Annotated in this window: 14 protein-coding genes; 6 read left to right on the plus strand and 8 right to left on the minus strand. The window is 35.9% G+C overall.

What is annotated here, in order from left to right:
• Positions 1 to 285: 285 nt before the first annotated feature.
• From PHP31_05455 to PHP31_05475, 5 genes are all read left to right on the plus strand, one after another.
• Positions 286 to 1749, plus strand: coding sequence for an aminoacyl-histidine dipeptidase (locus PHP31_05455; protein MDD3738721.1), 1464 nt, complete (start codon positions 286 to 288; stop codon positions 1747 to 1749).
• A gap of 79 nt (positions 1750 to 1828) precedes the next feature.
• Positions 1829 to 3877, plus strand: coding sequence for an acetate--CoA ligase family protein (locus tag PHP31_05460; GenBank protein MDD3738722.1), 2049 nt, complete (start codon positions 1829 to 1831; stop codon positions 3875 to 3877).
• Between the two features lie 11 nt (positions 3878 to 3888).
• On the plus strand, positions 3889 to 4572 hold the full coding sequence (locus PHP31_05465) for a hypothetical protein (GenBank protein MDD3738723.1): 684 nt from the start codon (positions 3889 to 3891) through the stop codon (positions 4570 to 4572).
• 27 nt (positions 4573 to 4599) lie between these two features.
• Positions 4600 to 5223, plus strand: coding sequence for a DedA family protein (locus PHP31_05470; protein MDD3738724.1), 624 nt, complete (start codon positions 4600 to 4602; stop codon positions 5221 to 5223).
• 1 nt (position 5224) lies between these two features.
• The gene (locus PHP31_05475) at positions 5225 to 5974 is read left to right on the plus strand and encodes a shikimate dehydrogenase (GenBank protein ID MDD3738725.1); all 750 of its coding nucleotides are present in this window, start codon (positions 5225 to 5227) and stop codon (positions 5972 to 5974) included.
• 88 nt (positions 5975 to 6062) lie between these two features.
• On the opposite strand, the gene purB is transcribed toward PHP31_05475, so the two are convergent.
• The 8 genes from purB to PHP31_05515 all read right to left on the minus strand — a co-directional run bounded on the left by purB (position 6063) and on the right by PHP31_05515 (position 16112).
• Positions 6063 to 7409: an adenylosuccinate lyase gene (gene purB, locus PHP31_05480; GenBank protein MDD3738726.1), complete on the minus strand. Its 1347-nt coding sequence runs from the start codon at positions 7407 to 7409 to the stop codon at positions 6063 to 6065.
• A 290-nt stretch (positions 7410 to 7699) separates the two neighbouring features.
• Positions 7700 to 8425 carry a phage Gp37/Gp68 family protein gene (locus PHP31_05485; protein ID MDD3738727.1) on the minus strand — a complete coding sequence of 242 codons (726 nt, stop codon included), beginning with the start codon at positions 8423 to 8425 and terminating at the stop codon, positions 7700 to 7702.
• A complete protein-coding gene (tcmP, locus tag PHP31_05490; GenBank protein MDD3738728.1) occupies positions 8422 to 9540 on the minus strand; it encodes a three-Cys-motif partner protein TcmP in 1119 nt (372 codons plus the stop codon). Before tcmP ends, PHP31_05485 begins: the two co-directional genes overlap by 4 nt.
• 50 nt (positions 9541 to 9590) lie before the next feature.
• The gene (locus PHP31_05495) at positions 9591 to 10892 is read right to left on the minus strand and encodes a restriction endonuclease subunit S (GenBank protein MDD3738729.1); all 1302 of its coding nucleotides are present in this window, start codon (positions 10890 to 10892) and stop codon (positions 9591 to 9593) included.
• Positions 10892 to 12316 (minus strand): class I SAM-dependent DNA methyltransferase, encoded by a 1425-nt coding sequence (locus PHP31_05500; protein MDD3738730.1) that lies wholly within the window; start codon positions 12314 to 12316, stop codon positions 10892 to 10894. Before PHP31_05500 ends, PHP31_05495 begins: the two co-directional genes overlap by 1 nt.
• Positions 12317 to 12322: 6 nt before the next feature.
• Complete coding sequence (gene rhuM, locus PHP31_05505) at positions 12323 to 13195, minus strand: RhuM family protein (GenBank protein MDD3738731.1); 873 nt, start codon at positions 13193 to 13195, stop codon at positions 12323 to 12325.
• Positions 13196 to 13210: 15 nt separating this feature from the next.
• Complete coding sequence (locus PHP31_05510; GenBank protein MDD3738732.1) at positions 13211 to 15601, minus strand: DEAD/DEAH box helicase family protein; 2391 nt, start codon at positions 15599 to 15601, stop codon at positions 13211 to 13213.
• A gap of 193 nt (positions 15602 to 15794) precedes the next feature.
• Positions 15795 to 16112 carry a multidrug efflux SMR transporter gene (locus tag PHP31_05515; GenBank protein MDD3738733.1) on the minus strand — a complete coding sequence of 106 codons (318 nt, stop codon included), beginning with the start codon at positions 16110 to 16112 and terminating at the stop codon, positions 15795 to 15797.
• Between the two features lie 701 nt (positions 16113 to 16813).
• On the opposite strand from PHP31_05515, the gene PHP31_05520 reads away from it, so the two are divergent.
• On the plus strand, positions 16814 to 17392 hold the full coding sequence (locus PHP31_05520; GenBank protein ID MDD3738734.1) for an AAA family ATPase: 579 nt from the start codon (positions 16814 to 16816) through the stop codon (positions 17390 to 17392).
• Positions 17393 to 17497: the final 105 nt, after the last annotated feature.

The following is a 17497-nucleotide window of genomic DNA, read 5'->3' on the forward strand; positions in this document are numbered from 1 at the left end:
ATGAGTGATGAGTGATGAGTGATGAGTGATGAGTGATGAGTGATGAGTGATGAGTGATGAGTGATGAGTGATGAGTGATGAGTGATGGGTGATGAGTGATGAGTGATGAGTGATGAGTGATGAGTGTATGCCACTAATTACCGACCACCCACCACCGACCACCCACCACCTATTGTTAATGATTATTAATAAAATTCACGAAATGTTAAATTTTTTTTAGAATATTTGTACATTTGACGAAAATTGCAATTACATATTACAGACGTTTTATAAAAAGTAAAAACCATGAAAAAATCAATCAAAGAATTAAGTCCAAAAGAAGTTTGGATACATTTTGACAGTTTAACAAAAATTCCACGTCCGTCAAAGCACGAAGATAAAATTCAAAAATTTATGCTAGATTTCGGCAAAGGTCTTGGTCTTGAAACTATAAGAGACAAGGTTGGAAATATTATAATCAGAAAGCCTGCCACCAAAGGCATGGAAAAGAAAAAAGGTGTTATCTTGCAGGCTCACTTAGATATGGTTCCTCAAAAAAACAGCGATAAGAAACATAATTTTGAAACCGATCCCATTGAGACTATTATCGACGGCGAATGGGTTACTGCCAACGGCACAACACTTGGAGCCGACAATGGTATGGGTGTTGCTGCAGCAATGGCTGTTTTAGCATCAAAAGATATTGAGCATGGACCTATTGAAGCCCTATTTACTTGCGACGAAGAAACTGGAATGACAGGAGCATTTGGGCTTAAACCCGGATTGCTTAAAGGCGATATCTTAATGAACTTAGACTCGGAAGATGAAGGAGAATTGTACGTTGGTTGTGCAGGCGGAACAGACGCTACATCGACAATGAAGTACAAAGAGAAAAAGTTAGATACCGATAAATACACATCATTTCTACTCACTCTCAAAGGACTTAAAGGTGGACACTCAGGAATGGAAATAATTTTACAACGCGGCAATAGCAACAAACTATTGAACAGATTTTTGTTGGATAATATTGATAAATTCGATATTAAAGTAATTTCCATTGATGGCGGTGGTTTAAGAAATGCTATTCCACGCGAGTCGTTTATTAAAGTTGCTGTCGATAAAGACAAAGCCACTAAATTTAAAAAAGCTGTTTCCGAATACGAAAAAATGTTCAAAAGCGAACTAGCCGCTGTTGAACCCGATTTGGAATTTAGTTGCAAAAAAATTGATAATGCAGATAAATATATAGACGAAAAGGTTATAGATAAACTAGTAAAAGCCGTAAGTGCTTGTCCTAACGGAGTTATCAGAATGAGTGACGACATGGAGGGACTTGTAGAAACATCATCGAACTTGGCAAGCATAAAATCAGGCGACGGAAAAATTGTAGTACAATGTTTACTTCGCTCGTCGGTTGATACTGCAAAAGTAGAACTGGGAAACCGCATAAAAAGCGTATTCGAACTTGCCGGAGCCGATGTTGTTCTTGATGGCTCTTATCCCGGCTGGAAACCTAATATGGATTCGCCTATACTTTCTACAATGCAAAATACTTACAAGAAACTTTACGGCAAAACACCTGAAATTAAGGCTATCCACGCCGGTCTTGAGTGCGGATTGCTTGGTGGAGTTTATCCAAATTGGGACATGATTTCATTCGGACCAACTATCAGATTCCCTCACTCTCCCGATGAAAAAGTAAATATACCTTCGGTTGAGAAATTCTGGAAATTTTTATTGGCAACCTTAAAAAACATTCCAAATAAATAAATTTTAACATAAAAAACACAGCACCACTCAATTAACACTTGGGTGGTGTTTCACTTAATAAAACAGAAAAATAAACAATATGATTACAAAACAATTATTAGATCCTAAAAGCATTGTTATTGTCGGTGGTTCAAATGATGTTACCAAACCGGGCGGCAAAGTTGTAAAAAATTTAATTGACTATAATTATAGTGGCAAACTGTATGTAGTAAATCCCAAAAATGATGAGATACAAGGTATTAAAACACATAAGCAAGTTGAAGATTTGCCACAATGCGATTTGGCAGTTCTTGCTATTGCTGCTAAATTTTGCCCTCATGCCGTTGAAGTTTTGGCATCTCAAAAAGGAACAAAAGCTTTTATAATACTTTCTGCCGGATTTCAGGAAGAAAGTGAAGAAGGTGCAAGACTTGAAAGACAAATAGTTGATATAGTCAATGCACACAAAGCTTGCCTCATTGGACCAAATTGTATAGGCATGATGAACGCAAATCACACTTCTGTTTTCATGTCGCCAATTCCCAAATTTGAGCCGCAAGGAGCTGATTTTATTACAGGTAGCGGTGCTACGGCTGTGTTTATTTTAGAAAATGCAGTCGAAAAAGGATTAAAATTTAATAGTGTTTATTCTGTTGGAAATAGTGCCCAAATTGGCGTCGAAGAAGTTTTAGAGTACTTAGACGAAACTTTCGACCCCAACACAAGTTCAAAAGTAAAACTGTTGTACTTGGAAAATATTAGCAATCCGCAAAAAATGCTGAAGCATGCTTCGTCATTGATTCGCAAAGGTTGTAAAATTGCAGCTATAAAAGCCGGAACATCTGATGCAGGAAGTCGTGCAGCTTCGTCACATACTGGCGCTTTAGCAAGTCCCGATGTTGCTGTTGATGCACTATTTAAAAAAGCAGGAATAGTTCGTTGCTACGGAAGAGACGAACTTTCTACAGTCGCAGGTATATTTATGCACAAACCTCTTGAAGGCAATAGAATCGCTATCGTAACTCACGCCGGTGGGCCTGCAGTTATGCTTACAGATGCTTTGTCGAATAGTGGTATGGAAGTGCCTGCTCTTGAAAGCCCAGAATTGTTGGAAAAACTATTTGCAGGTTCCTCGGTTGCCAACCCAATCGACTTTTTGGCTACAGGTACAGCCGAACAATTAGGTTATATTTTGGATGCTTGCGAAAACAATTTCGACAACATCGACGGAATTGCAGTTATTTTCGGTAGCCCCGGATTGACTCGAGTTTTTGATGTGTACGAACTTCTTAACGAAAAAATGAAAACGTGCAAAAAACCTATCTATCCTATATTACCTTCAATTGTTAACGTTAAAGAAGAAATAGAATATTTTATCAGTCTTGGCAGAATCAACTTCCCCGAAGAAGTTGTTTTCGGAAAAGCATTAGGAAAAGTTTACCATGCTCCTAAACCTGTTGACCCGAACGTAGTCTTGCCCAAAATTGACACTGTTGCGATAAGAAAAATTATAGACGAGTCGCCGGATGGATACTTGCATCCAAATAAGGTTCAAGGACTATTCGACGCTGCCGGTATTCCACGTGTTGGCGAAGCTGTTGTTAATTCTGCAGCCGACGCAGTTAAGGCAGCCAACCAACTTGGATATCCTGTTGTAATGAAAGTTGTTGGACCGGTTCACAAATCCGATGTAGGCGGTGTGGTTCTCAACGTTGACAACGATAAAGCTGTTGAAGACGAATTTAACCGAATGATTAAGATTAAAGACACTACAGCAATCATGCTACAACCGATGATTTCCGGACACGGCATTTACGTTGGTGCTAAAAAAGAAGATAAATTTGGTCACATGGTACTTTGCGGTCTGGGTGGAATTTACATTGAAGTCCTTAAAGACGTGGTATCATCTCTTGCTCCTATCGATACGGAAGAAGCAATGGATATGATAAAAAGCTTAAAAACCTACGACCTTATCAAAGGTGTTAGAGGTCAGGAAGGAGTTAATCAGGAAATATTTGCCGAAGTTATTTCAAGAGTTTCTGCACTATGTCTAGCCGCTCCCGAGATAGCCGAAATGGATATAAATCCGCTTCTAGGTAATGCTAAAAAGGTTACTGCCGTCGATGCGCGTATCAGAATTGAAAAATAACATGTATTAATATGAAGAAAAAAGACCTCATTTTTATCGTAATTGTTCTTCTTATTTTCTTGCCCTTTTTCATAATCCCATCTGTGTACAACTTCTACGTAAGTTTTAACGAACAGCACGGAATGATAATGGCATTTATCAAATTTTCGATACTTGCCACAATGGGAGAAGTTATAGCTTTGCGTATCCGAACAGGAAACTACAACGAAAAAGGTTTTGGCATAGTGCCACGAATGATAGTGTGGGGAGTCTTGGGACTAACCATTAACGCAGCATTTAAAATATTTGCGACAGGTGTGCCACAATTCCTTGCTTATATGGGACTTGAAAACGCTCCCGCTTCAATGGGAATGAAGTTTTCGGGACTCAAATTTGTTACGGCATTGTCGATATCTACCGCAATGAACATCACTTTTGGAGTTGTAATGATGACTTTCCATAAAATCACCGATATGCATATCTATAATAACGGCGGAACAGTAAAAGGTTTATTCAAACCCATACAATTTAAAAGCATTATCAAGAGTTTAAATTGGGATGTTATGTACGGGTTTATCTATAAAAAAACAATTCCTCTGTTTTGGATACCTGCTCATACCATTGTCTTTCTTTTACCCGAGAGTTTGCGAATTTTGGTCGCAGCACTACTTGGTGTAGCATTAGGACTGATATTAGCCTTGGCTAAAAGTAAATAAAACTAATTAACAACAAGATTTTTAATTATGGGAATAACACAATGGATTACTAATCTGGCAGTAGCTATTATAGCCGCAACTTCCTATCCCGGTGTTTTTATTTTAATGGTAATGGAAAGTATGTTTTTTCCGGTGCCAAGCGAGGCTGTTATGCCTTTTGCAGGATTTTTGATAGCCGATGGCGAAATGACTTTTTTTGGAGTTGTTTTAGCTAGCACATTAGGAAGTATTGTCGGTTCGTTGCTATCATACTATATAGGCTATTATGGAGGAAAGCCTTTTTTAAAACGCTTTGGAAAATATTTCCTTATCGATGAACATCATGTTGAGATTTCTGAGAAATTTTTCGCCAAAAGAGGTGACATTACAATATTAATCGCTCGTTTCATACCTGTTGTTCGTCACGTAATTTCAATTCCGGCAGGCTTTGCCAAAATGAATGTTCCGAAATTTGTTTTGTTTACAACCATTGGAGCCGGTATTTGGAATTCATTCCTAATGTACTTGGGATTCAAATTAAAGAACAATTGGGAGGAAGTTATGGAGTACAGCCATACTATCGATATTGTTGTTATTGTAGTACTGGCTATCTTGCTTATATACTACGGATATAAGATTGTTAAAAACTTTGTAAAGATGAAAAAGAAATAATATGCGTCAATATGCTCTAATAGGCAGCAAACTAAATCACTCTTTTTCACCTTCTGTTTTTGCCGAAATTTTTAAAACAGAAAACGTATCGGATGCCGAATACTTTCTGTTAGAAGTTTCTGATATCAACGATTTGCTTTATAAAATCGAAACCACACCCGAACTGTTGGGTTTTAATGTTACAATTCCTTATAAGACGTCGATTTTGCCTTATTTGTCGGATATAGATGATGAGGCAAAAGCAATAGGAGCCGTTAATTGCGTGAAAATATCTCGCAACGGTAAAGTCAAACTTACCGGCTACAATACCGACCACTTAGGGTTTCAGGATTCTATTATTGAAATATTAGAAAATAGATCTTTAAGTAATGCCTTGATTATAGGAACTGGCGGTGCATCAAAGGCTGTGAAATACGTTTTTGATAAGTGGAATATCAATTCCGTATTTGTTTCAAGAGAAGCAAAAGGCAGTAATATTGTCAATTACGATATGATTGACGAAAGCTTAGTAAATAAAACCGAGATTATCGTAAATGCAACTCCCGTTGGTATGTATCCGCAAGATAATCAACTCGTAAATTTTCCTTATAATCTTGTTTCGCGACACCACATTTTCGTCGATTTGATATACAACCCGGCTGAAACCCTTTTCCTGAAAGAAACCAAAAGCAAAGGATGCACCTGCATAAACGGAATGAAAATGCTTATTAAGCAAGCAGAATACTCGTGGCAAATATGGAAAGTGGAGTAGTTTTGAGTTACGTGTTGCGTGTTGCGTGTTACGTGTTACGTCCAGAAATTTCGGGACATGCCCCGCACCCCGCACCACCATTCACCCATCACATTTTTCCAATATAATTAAACGGGGTAATAGCCTTTATTTCCTCTTTAACTTCGTCGCTTATTTTAAGTTTATCAACAAAATCCCACAACACTTCTTTTGAAATATGTTTACCTGTTCTGGTAAGAGCTTTCAATGTTTCATATGGTTCGGGATAACCTTCTCTTCTCAGAATTGTTTGTATTGGTTCGGCAAGAACAGCCCAATTGTGGTCTAGTTCGTCCAATATTTTATCCTTATTAATTATTACCTTATTCAAGCCGGTAATAATCGATTTGTAGGCAATAAGAGCGTGAGCTATAGCAACACCAATGTTTCTGGTAATAGTCGAGTCGGTTAAATCTCTTTGCATTCTCGAAATAGGCAATTTATTCGACATAAAAGTCAGTAAAGCATTAGATATTCCCAAGTTACCTTCGGCATTTTCAAAATCTATAGGATTAACCTTGTGAGGCATGGTGGAGGAACCTGTTTCGGAAGCATTAATTTTTTGTTTGAAATACTCTCTCGAAATATACTGCCACATATCTTGCGATAAATCTATGAGTATAGTATTAATACGTTTTATTCCGTCGAAGTAAGCACTCATACAGTCGTAATGCTCAATTTGTGTGGTATATTTCTGACGCGCTAAATACAGTTTATCTTTAATAAAATTATCGGCAAATGTATTCCAGTCAACATCGGGATACGAAGCGTAGTGAGCGTTAAAATTACCGACAGCACCGCCAAATTTTGCAGTTTTAGGAATAGATGTAAGTTGTTTTAGCTGAACGCTAAGCCTTTCTGCAAAAACCATTATCTCTTTACCCATAGTTGTTGGCGAAGCCGGTTGTCCGTGCGTATGCGAAAGCATAGGAACGTCTTTCCATTTCTTAGCCAAATTTACCAACTTAGTCTGAATGTTTTCTATCGTCGGAATAACATTGTCGTACAAGCAGGTGTACAGCGACAAAGGAACGGCAGTATTGTTAATATCTTGCGAGGTCAACCCGAAGTGTATAAATTCGCTATATTTTTTCAAACCGATTTTTGCAAACTGTTTTTTTAAGTAATATTCAACAGCTTTAACATCGTGATTGGTTTTAGCCTCTATCTTTTTAACTTCGGCAGCATCGGCGAAGGTAAAGTTTTCGCTTATTTTTCTGATATTAGCAATATCGTCGGGCGTAATGCCTTTAAGTTGAGGTAAGGGAATTTCAGCCAATGCTATAAAGTATTCAACTTCAACATAAATTCTGAAATTTATTAAAGCACCTTCGCTAAAAAATAATGACAAGGATTCTACCCTTTTTCTGTAACGCCCATCAATAGGCGAAATAGCTTTTAATGTACTTAAGTCCATGGTATTTTTTTTCCAAATGTATAAAACATTTATAATAAAAAAAGAAATTGCAATTTTTTTTAAATAAATATTACAATTGTTTCCGGATTGATGAATAATAAAGCTGTGTAATCGATTGAATGTATGCAGTTTGCTAGGTTCACGTTATGGAAAAGATATAAACAAAGACAAATTTTTTAACAAATAAAAAACTTGTTCAGTATAGCATCCCATTACATAATACGTGTCAGCAAAATGGTCTGCATCAGATTATCGAAGAAGTGTCGTTTAGTTTTTTACAGTTGTCGGTATTACATAGGCATTTCTTGATATACCTTTCCGTTTATCTTTTTACCATTCAATTGTTTGTTTCGCTTTATTCCATCACTTCCCCAGGTACCCCACTGTTTAAAAAAGAAAGCTGCATCTTGTTTTTTGCATTGTTCTTTTATTGAAAGAACCCATTCTGCATTCATTGGTCGCGCACTTACTCCACTTTCACCACCTACGATGACCCAATTAATATTATCTAAATTAAGTTTTCCCAAATCTTCTAAAAGAGGTTCACAAGATAAAAAACGTATAGGTGCATCAAGATTTCTAAGCATATCTATTCTTTTTTTTGATTTTTTGTTTTCCACAGTAACGCCCAACCATGCATTATTGGGGGCTACTCGACTGCTGAAATAATCATTCATCCTTTCGGCTCTTTTGGTAAGAATTTGGTATCTATGTTGGGGTGTTTGTTTGATTATACTCATAACTTTATCAATGAACTCAAATGGAACATCATTATGGAATAAGTCACTCATCGAGCACACAAAAATCGTGTGAGGTTTTTTCCATAATAAAGGTTCTTGCAGATTTTCCTCGTGCAAAGTAAGAGAAAAACCGTTTTGATATTTTTTTTGTCCCATAGCTTTTAATCGACGTGCCATAATTTCCGCATAACAGTGTTGACAGCCTGCCGAAAACTTAGTACAGCCAGTTATTGGATTCCAGGTTTTATCTGTCCATTCTATTTTTGTTGTTTTCATTGTTTTGTATTCACAATTTCATAATTAACAATACGATTGTTTTTGTACACTTGATCGTAATTAACTAAGGGGCTCCTTCCATCAAATGTTATAAATCCATCTCTTTTCATTTGCGAAATCACCTCAGACGCATGTTTGTCGATATGTCCTTCTTTTAGTGTAAAATCGTACGCTTTTTTGTTATTATTTATTTTTCCTTTTAAAATCAGGTCTCTTAGTTTAGTTGAAAATTCTTCTATTTTGGTATATATAGGTGTGCCGAAAAGATCTTTATTATACAAGGATTTTACTTCATCATTATTAATATCAAAATTTGCCTCACCATTTAATTCGTTGCTTTTCCAAGCAGTTTTCAAAAACTTATCTACAGCACGAATATGTGTAGCACCAAAAATTATTCCGTAAATATTATTCCCTTTTTTTATTGTGAATGGATATAAAGAGAGTTTCGATTCCTTAGGTAAACTTTTTTTAAGCTGCTCCAGAATACTTTTATGTACATATTTATAAGGATTTTTTTTAGCTTTTTCGATATCAATATAAATGTTTTTTTTAAACTCTTTCGTTTCACCAAATCTCAGAAAATATGATGATGATACATAATATAGAAAGTCCGTCTCTTTTGTGTTAGCTAATTCTAATAAATACTTGTCTGCTAGATACTTGATTCCATTTTGGTCTATGTAAACAAGAGAGGGTCGTACCTTAATAGTTGAAATTTTTTCAGAAAACAAAACATCAAAATCTTTATTGTGATATTCGATATTAATATTAGCTCTGCTAAGTTCAGGGTTGTCTTTAATGTACGTTTTACAGGCTTTTGTAAGTTTTACAAATTTGGTTTTATCGAAATCGTTGAAGCACAAATTGACCTTTGTTTTCTTTTGAAATATATTTCCTATCTGATTTTTAACTTGTTGTAAAATACGTATAGGACTACCTGCGACTCCATTTATATCAAAACCCGGTCCTGAGAAAAAATCAAAAATCCATAACTCTTTATATCCTCCCATTATAAACGTTGGTAGCCATTCTTTTGCATAATCCTCAAATATTACGAGTTTATCTAAAGTAGCTTCATCAAATGGTTTGTCGTGAAGGTCTTTAGCAGCCATTATTATATTATTTTTATATAATTAAACATTTCTACAAATGTAAACTATGTTTAAACATTAAACAAACTATATTCTTCTTTTATTTTCTCCTTCCCCTCAAACGCCTCCTGCAACAAAGCTTTTAGCAAGTGCTCAGTGGCTTGTTGATTAGCTGTAATATATTCTTTAAGTTGTTCGGTTTTAGCTAATTGCTTTTCAACTTCCTCCACAATTCGTTTTTGTTCGGGAAGTGGCGGAAGCGATAAGACAATACTTGACAATGATGAACCTGATAAATTCTTAATCCCCATACCCTTACGATAATTATGAATTTCACCGCTGAAGAAAATTTTCTTCATATAATAATATAGATATTCTGAACTTATTCCTAAATATGGTCTTACTCTATGAATATGATTTTGAAAACAAATTGGTTCTTCAATTTGCCATATCGCAGAACGACCTGCCTCTCCACCTTCACAAACTAGCAAATCACCTTTTATTGCAGTGCATCTATCCAATTCTGAATCTTCAATTTTCATTTGTCTTAGATCATCTAATATGAAATATCCCCAATAAAGATTAGAAGTGGTTATATATGATCGTAACATCCCTTTATTTCGTGTACGATCCAATGTTTTACCAGAGTTATGTTGAGTAATCTCCCCCAACCTACTCCACACCCAATTTTTAGGAATTTCAAACGGAATCTCTTCGGGTTTAATGGGTGGTAAAGGTTTTTGTTTTTTACCCTTATTTGTTTCCTCTTTTTTTGCTTTAATTCGCTTTAGCAGTTCTGTAGCAGGCTCGTCATTAGGGTCTTGTGGCACTAATTTGCCTTGTACAGCTTCTTGCAGAATAGCTTGATTAAGGTTTTCTATTTGTGTTAGTTGCTCAGCAAACAATCTGTCTAATGCATCTCCCTTTTCAACTAATTTTGCCTCTAAATCAACGATATATTGTTGTTTTTCCATGCTTGGAACAATCACTTCCACATCAGCAATTCGGTTCATCGGCAAAGTTACATTTGCCATTCCTTTCATTTGCGATACTAATAATTCTTCACGGTTCCAATGCAAGTAAATCTGTAAGTATTTGGCTAAAACAAAGTTTTCATCATGGGGAATTACAGCACATAAGATAGTTCCTAAAGCAAATTTACCCTCGCAATATTTTACGCGTTTCATACTTGCATGACCATGACCTGTAGAAGATACCAATGGAATAATTACCGCTTTTGCATCAAATTGATATTCGTTGTGGGTTTTATGCTCTTCACCAAGAGTAACCATTTCATATTCACCCGGTATAGCTTTCATTATTCCTGTTGCTCCTTTAGTAATAGAACATATATCGCCTAATCTGTACTTCATTATTCTGCCAATGCTTTTAATTTGTTTAGAATTTCGGTTATTTTCACTTGATTTTTTTCAAGTTTTGAAATAATCTCTTTTCTATCGTATACCACTTCTTCAACTACATTGTTAGGATTTTTAATATCTAAATCGTAATCTCGTTCAATAATGGTATCAATGGGGACTTTCCACGCTACATCGTTTTCAGAACGATTATTCCACCATTTTTTAATTTTATCAAACTCGGAAATTCGTATCGGTTTTGTTTTGCTATAGGCTTTATAACCTTCGGGTAATGTATGTTCGTAGTACCAAATTTCTTTTGTCGGCTTGCCTTTTTCAAAGAAAATCAGGTTGGTGTTTACCGTAGCATAAGGTGCAAAAACAGACTGTGGCAGGCGGACAATGGTGTGCACGTTGCAATCTTCTAATAACTTTTGCCTTATGCGCTGTTTTACACCTTCGCCTGTCAAACTGCCATCGGGTAGTACAATGCCGGCACGTCCGCCTTGTTTTAGCATTTGTATAAAAAGGATTAAAAATAGGTCGGCACTTTCTTTGGTGCGGTAGTTCATCGGGAAATTGGTCTCCATACCATCGCCAACTACGCCGCCAAATGGCGGATTTGCTAAAATAATATCTACACGGTCTTTTTGCTTTATAGAGGTAAGCTCACGGCTTAAAGAATCGTTATTCACAATTTTCGGAATTTCAATGTCGTGAGTAATCAGGTTTATTACGCATAGCATAAAAGGTAACGGTTTTAGCTCTGTGCCCGTAATAGTTTCCTGTAATAATTCGCGGTCGTTTATGTTTTTCACTTGCTTTTTTAGATGTTCTACGGCACATACCAAAAAACCGCCAGTGCCGCAAGCAGGATCGCATATTTTTTCGCCTAATTGTGGGTCTGTCATATCCACAATAAACTGCGTTAAAGCCCTTGGCGTATAAAATTCGCCTGTGTCTTTTTTGGCTGCCAATCCTTGCAAAATTTCCTCATAAATAGCGTTAAAAACGTGGTGCTCCTTGCTAATATTGAAGTCGATTTCGTTAAGTTTATTAATGGCTTGTCGGAGGGTTGTACCACTTTTCATATAGTTATTTGTACCATCAAAAATCTGTCTAATAATGATACCCAACTTGTCATCAACTCCAACTTGTAACTCTTTTAATGATGGGAAAAGTTGATTGTTTACAAAACTTATCAGTTCATCGCCGGTAATGCCTTCATCATCTTCTGCCCAGTTACGCCATTGCAATTCTGATGGAATAGGGGACTTGTAGTTCAAATTGAGTAATTCTTTTTCTTTGTCTTTATCGTCAAAAAGTTTCAAAAAAATCATCCACCCCAATTGTTCAATGCGTTGTGCGTCGCCACTCAAACCAGGGTCTTTTCTAAAAATATCTCGAATAGATTTTATTACTCCGCTTAGATTACTCATTTTTATTTATGATTTTGGATCTGTGATTTCCGAAATTGAATTTAAAATGTTTTCTACCGAATTCTTATCCATTTTTGCAAAAGCAAACCATTTTTTACCCAAATCTTTTAATGAGGCACCCAAATGATATACTTCCGTACCGTCAATAATAATAAATCGGTCGTGGCTTTGGGTAAATTTTTTTATTTCAAAATTGCCATATTGAGCATTGGCTTTCTGCACGTCGAGCTGTAACTCTTTACTTATGCTTTTTGTCAGTAGTAAAACTTTTACATTTTTATTTTTCTTTGTCAAATGCGTTAAAGTGGTTTCGTCTATATAGTTGTCAATTAGTACTATATTTTTTTCAGCGGAACGAATAATTTTTGAAACTAATTCGTAGGCATCAAAAATTTGTCCTTCAAAAAAAACACCCTGAATAGGCAATTCGTTTGATTTTATTTGGAAAGAAATGTCATCTACTTTCTCAGCAAGTTTTTCCACTGTGTTTTCAACACGATTCATTCTTTGGTTAAGTGCATAACCTTTTAATAAATAATCTTTTAAAACATTAGTAGCCCAAATTCTAAATTGTGTACCTTGTTTCGATTTTACCCTATAACCTACTGAAATAATGACATCAAGGTTGTAGTATTCTATTTTTCGTCTTACATTTCTGTTTCCTTCTTTTTGAACCGTCAAGTATTCCTTGACAGTTGAAATCTTATCTAATTCTTTTTCGCGGAAACAGTTATTTATATGTAAACTAATGTTCTGTTTTGTTTGTTGAAATAAAGTAGCCATTTGCTGTTGTGATAACCAAACAGTGTCTTCTTCCAAACGTACTTCAATTCGCTCTGTTAGTTCATTAGATTGATATAATAAAATTTCACTACTCATAGTTTTTAACTTATTCTATGCTGTTTTGTACAGTTCGTTTTGCAATTCTTTGATGGCTTTTTTGTATTTATCACGACTGCCAAAAGCTTTTATAATTTCGGTAACAGAACCTATTTCATTAATTGGAGGAACAGTCAAGATTTGAATATTCTCCATATTTTCAATTCCTTGGTCAGCGTACTTGTCAAGCAATGCTTCTAATACTTTTCTGGCTTGTTCGCCATATTTTGTAAAATAATTTCTTTTCTTAACATTGTTTGCTCGCTCTTTACGTGTTAATGGAGGTTGCTCATAAGCAACGTGGCATATTAAATCAAACAAATCAAGTTCTCTGTTAACAGCCTCGTATAAAGCATCTACCATTACACCTTGTTCTGCCAGTTCGGCAATAATAGCTTCTTTTCGTTCGGTTGCGTTCCATTTGGTTAAAAAATCGTCCAAAGTAGCGAATTGCCCTTTGATAATTTCTTTTGTATGATCCTTCAGACTAGTTGTAATTGGCTTTCCGTGTTGGTCGAAATACAAGTCGCGACTAATCAATATAGAAACATCAACTCCATTAACATATACTTTTCTTCTTGGAGTTGGAGGCTCAGGAGGTGGTAATGGCGGTTCGGGCTGTCCTATTGGAGGTTCTATAATAATTTCCTCGCCTGTTTCATCATCTATTATCGGGTCAACATCTTGCTCTTCCTCATCAATAATATTTCCTAAGTCAGTATCTTCGTTTACAGGTTTTATTCGTATTGGCTCGCCGTCGAAGTCGGGGTCAGCGAACAGGTTGGTTGCATTTCTAAAATCAAGAATAGTAAAATAGAGCTTGTCATATTCCTCATTAATTCTTGTACCACGCCCGATAATTTGTTTAAACTTTGTCATCGAATTTATATTCGCATCCAGTACTATCACTTTACAGGTTTGTGCATCAATACCTGTTGTCATCAATTCGGAAGTTGTAGCAATTACCGGATAGATTTCCTCTGGATTTGTAAAGTTATCCAACTCGCGTTTCCCTTCATCATTATCGCCTGTAATCTGCATAATGTATTTATAATTCTCTGCAACCAAATCAGCATTTTCATTGGCAAGTGCTGTTCTCATTCGCTCGGCATGGTCAATATCCACACAAAATACGATTGTTTTTGCTAAGCGGTCGAACCCTTTCAAAAACTCAGTGAGTTTGTGGGCGACTATTTGAGTTCGTTCTTCAATAACTAGATTTTTATCGAAGTCTTTACTGTTATAAATACGGTCTTTAACGGGAACTCCTTCCTTGTCAACTTTGCCTTGTTCAGGTCGCCAGCCTTCAGTATCAACATTTAGAGCAACTCTAACAACGCGGTAAGGAGCAAGAAAACCGTCATCAATTCCTTGTCGCAATGAGTATGTATAAATAGGGTCGCCAAAATATTCGATGTTCGACACTTCATTAGTTTCTTTGGGCGTGGCAGTTAGTCCAATATGAGTGGCATTTTGGAAATAGTTGAGAATTTCGCGCCATGCGCTGTCTTCTTTAGCACTTCCACGGTGGCATTCGTCAATTACCACCAAATCAAAGAAATCTCTCGAAAATTGTTTGTAAACATTGGCTGATTCCTCGCTGCCCGAAAGACCTTGATATAATGCTAAATAAATTTCAAAACTCTTATCTATTTGGCGGTGTTTTACTACAGTCATTTTGTCTTTGAAATGCCTAAAATCTCCGCGTTTTGTTTGGTCTATAAGTGCATTGCGGTCTGCTAAAAACAATATTCGTTTTTTCGCTCCACTTTTCCAAAGTCTGTGAATTACCTGAAAGGCTGTGTAAGTTTTACCGGTGCCTGTTGCCATCACAAGTAATATCCTTTTCTGCCCATTAGCTATTGCTTCTACAGTTCTGTTTATTGCAATTTGTTGGTAATATCTTGGTCTGCGACCTGAACTGTCAAAAAAGTAATCTTGCGAAGCGATTTTTTCTGCATTAGGCGTTGTTATTCCTTTGTATCGTTTATATTTTTCCCATAATTCAGCAGGACTAGGAAATTCGTCCATACTAAGTTCCTTTTCAATACCTTTATCAGTTATAGTTCTGTCGTGAAAAAGGAAACCGTCACCATTGCTACTAAAAACACAAGGAATATCTAAAATTTTAGCATAATCAAGAGCTTGTTGTATTCCAGCTCTTACCGAATGTCTGTTGTCTTTAGCTTCAATTATTGCTATTGGAATATTGGGTTTGTAGTACAAAATGTAGTCTGCTCGTTTCCTTTTTCCTCTGGTCGTAAATTTTCCACGAACATATATTTTTCCATCAGTAAAAGAGACTTCTTCTAATATTTGCAGTTGTTTATCCCATCCAGCTTTTTCTAAAGCAGGAGTAATAAATTTAGTGCAAATGTCTCTTTCTGAAAAATTTCTTTTGTTCATAATTTTATTTCAAAAAATGATATTGATAGCAAAGACTCAATATTTTATAAAGCAAACGTAATTTTTTTTTAAAATTATGCTACAATATTACACAAAAATAAAACTTTTTTACGAATAGGAACAAAAAGATTTTTGTCTACAAACTACTTTGTATTTAAAATCAATGTGCCCTCAGTATATTTGAGTTAAAACACTATGGAAAAATCCTTAACCCAACAACACCAATAATAATAAAGAAAGCCGAAATCATTCGTAAGGCACTTGCCGAGTCGCCAAAATAAAAAATCCCGATTAGCAGAGTCCCAATAGCGCCAATACCTGTCCATATAACATATGCCGTTCCTATAGGTAAGGACTTTTGTGCTAAGTACAAAAATAAACCGCTCAAACCCATACTAATTATGGCAAATACTATCCACTGCCATTTATACGGCGTAGTTTGTGAAAGTTTAAAGCCAAGGGGCCAACCAACTTCCAATATCGACGCTATTATTAAATATATCCATTCCATGTTAAAAAATTTCGGCAAAGATAAGCGATATTGATAAATATTACTATCAGATTTATATAGCCATTAGCCATTAGCTGTTAGCCGTTAGCCGTTGGCTTTTTTGTGGTTAGTGATTGGTGGTCGGTGGTCGGTTCGTGTTGCGGGTTGCGTGGTTCGTGGTTTGAGTTAGTCTTGAGTTTCGAGCTCCAAGTTTTTGCGACTTTGTTAAGCTGTTATGTAATCAATAAACTTCACTTATTTAGCAACCAATAATCTGACATAAAAAAGATGAACAATGAGCAAAATTATATTATAAAAAAGGACGGCATACATTTTTTCTGAATGGAGTTCGAAATAAATCCTTAGTGAGAACGGGAAGTTCCGAGCTTGCTCGGAAATCACCCGCACGAACTTAGGATTTATGAGAACGCAATTCAGAAAAGAAATGTCAGCCTTGACTTTTTGGTTCTTTTGTGTCAAGACAAAAGAACAAATAAAAAGAATAGAAACTTAAAAGCTAAACTATATTTAAATTTCGAAAATTCGGGACACAATAGCCAGGGCTAATAATAGCTAACAGCCAACAGCCAACAGCTAACAACCAACAGCCAAATAATTATCGGACAACAATAATCAATTATAAGTAAAATTTGAAGCCTAACAAAAAGCATTAGTTACAATAAATATTTAATTTTGTGCCGAGTGTTTTCAAAATAAAGCAAATGATAATTATAGGAATTACAGGAACCATTGGAGCAGGAAAAGGAGTTATTGTCGATTATTTGATAAATAAATACAATTTCAATCACTTTTCCGTAAGGCAGTTTTTAATTCAGGAAATAAAAAAGCGAAACATGGAGGTAAACCGCGATAGCATGGTTGTAGTTGCCAATGAGCTACGCACGCTTAATTCGCCTTCGTACATTACCGACCAGCTTTACAAACAAGCCGCACAACTAAACCAAAACGCAGTTATAGAAAGCATAAGAACGCCCGGCGAAGTAACTTCACTTCGAAAATTGGGTGAGTTTATACTTTTTGCTGTTGATGCCGACCCAAAGATAAGGTACAACCGTATTGTATTACGCAATTCCGAAACCGATAATATTTCCTACGAAACTTTTTTGCAAAACGAGGAACGCGAAATGAGTTCAGATAATCCCAACGAGCAAAACATAAAAAAATGTATGCAAATGGCTGATCATCATTTTTATAACGATAGCACTCTCAATGAACTTTATAGTAAAGTTGAAGCTACGTTGGAGGTAATATTTTCGGAAATTGGAAGTTGTGATGCATAAACAAATTACAACAAATACACAATTAAGAAACATAGACTAATACTTATTTTTGCTTTTATTCTAATAGCTAAGTTTTCGCACAGCCAGATAATTGATAGGTACGGA

It is taken from the genome of Lentimicrobiaceae bacterium (genome assembly GCA_028697555.1).
In the GTDB taxonomy this organism is placed as follows: domain Bacteria; phylum Bacteroidota; class Bacteroidia; order Bacteroidales; family UBA4417; genus UBA4417.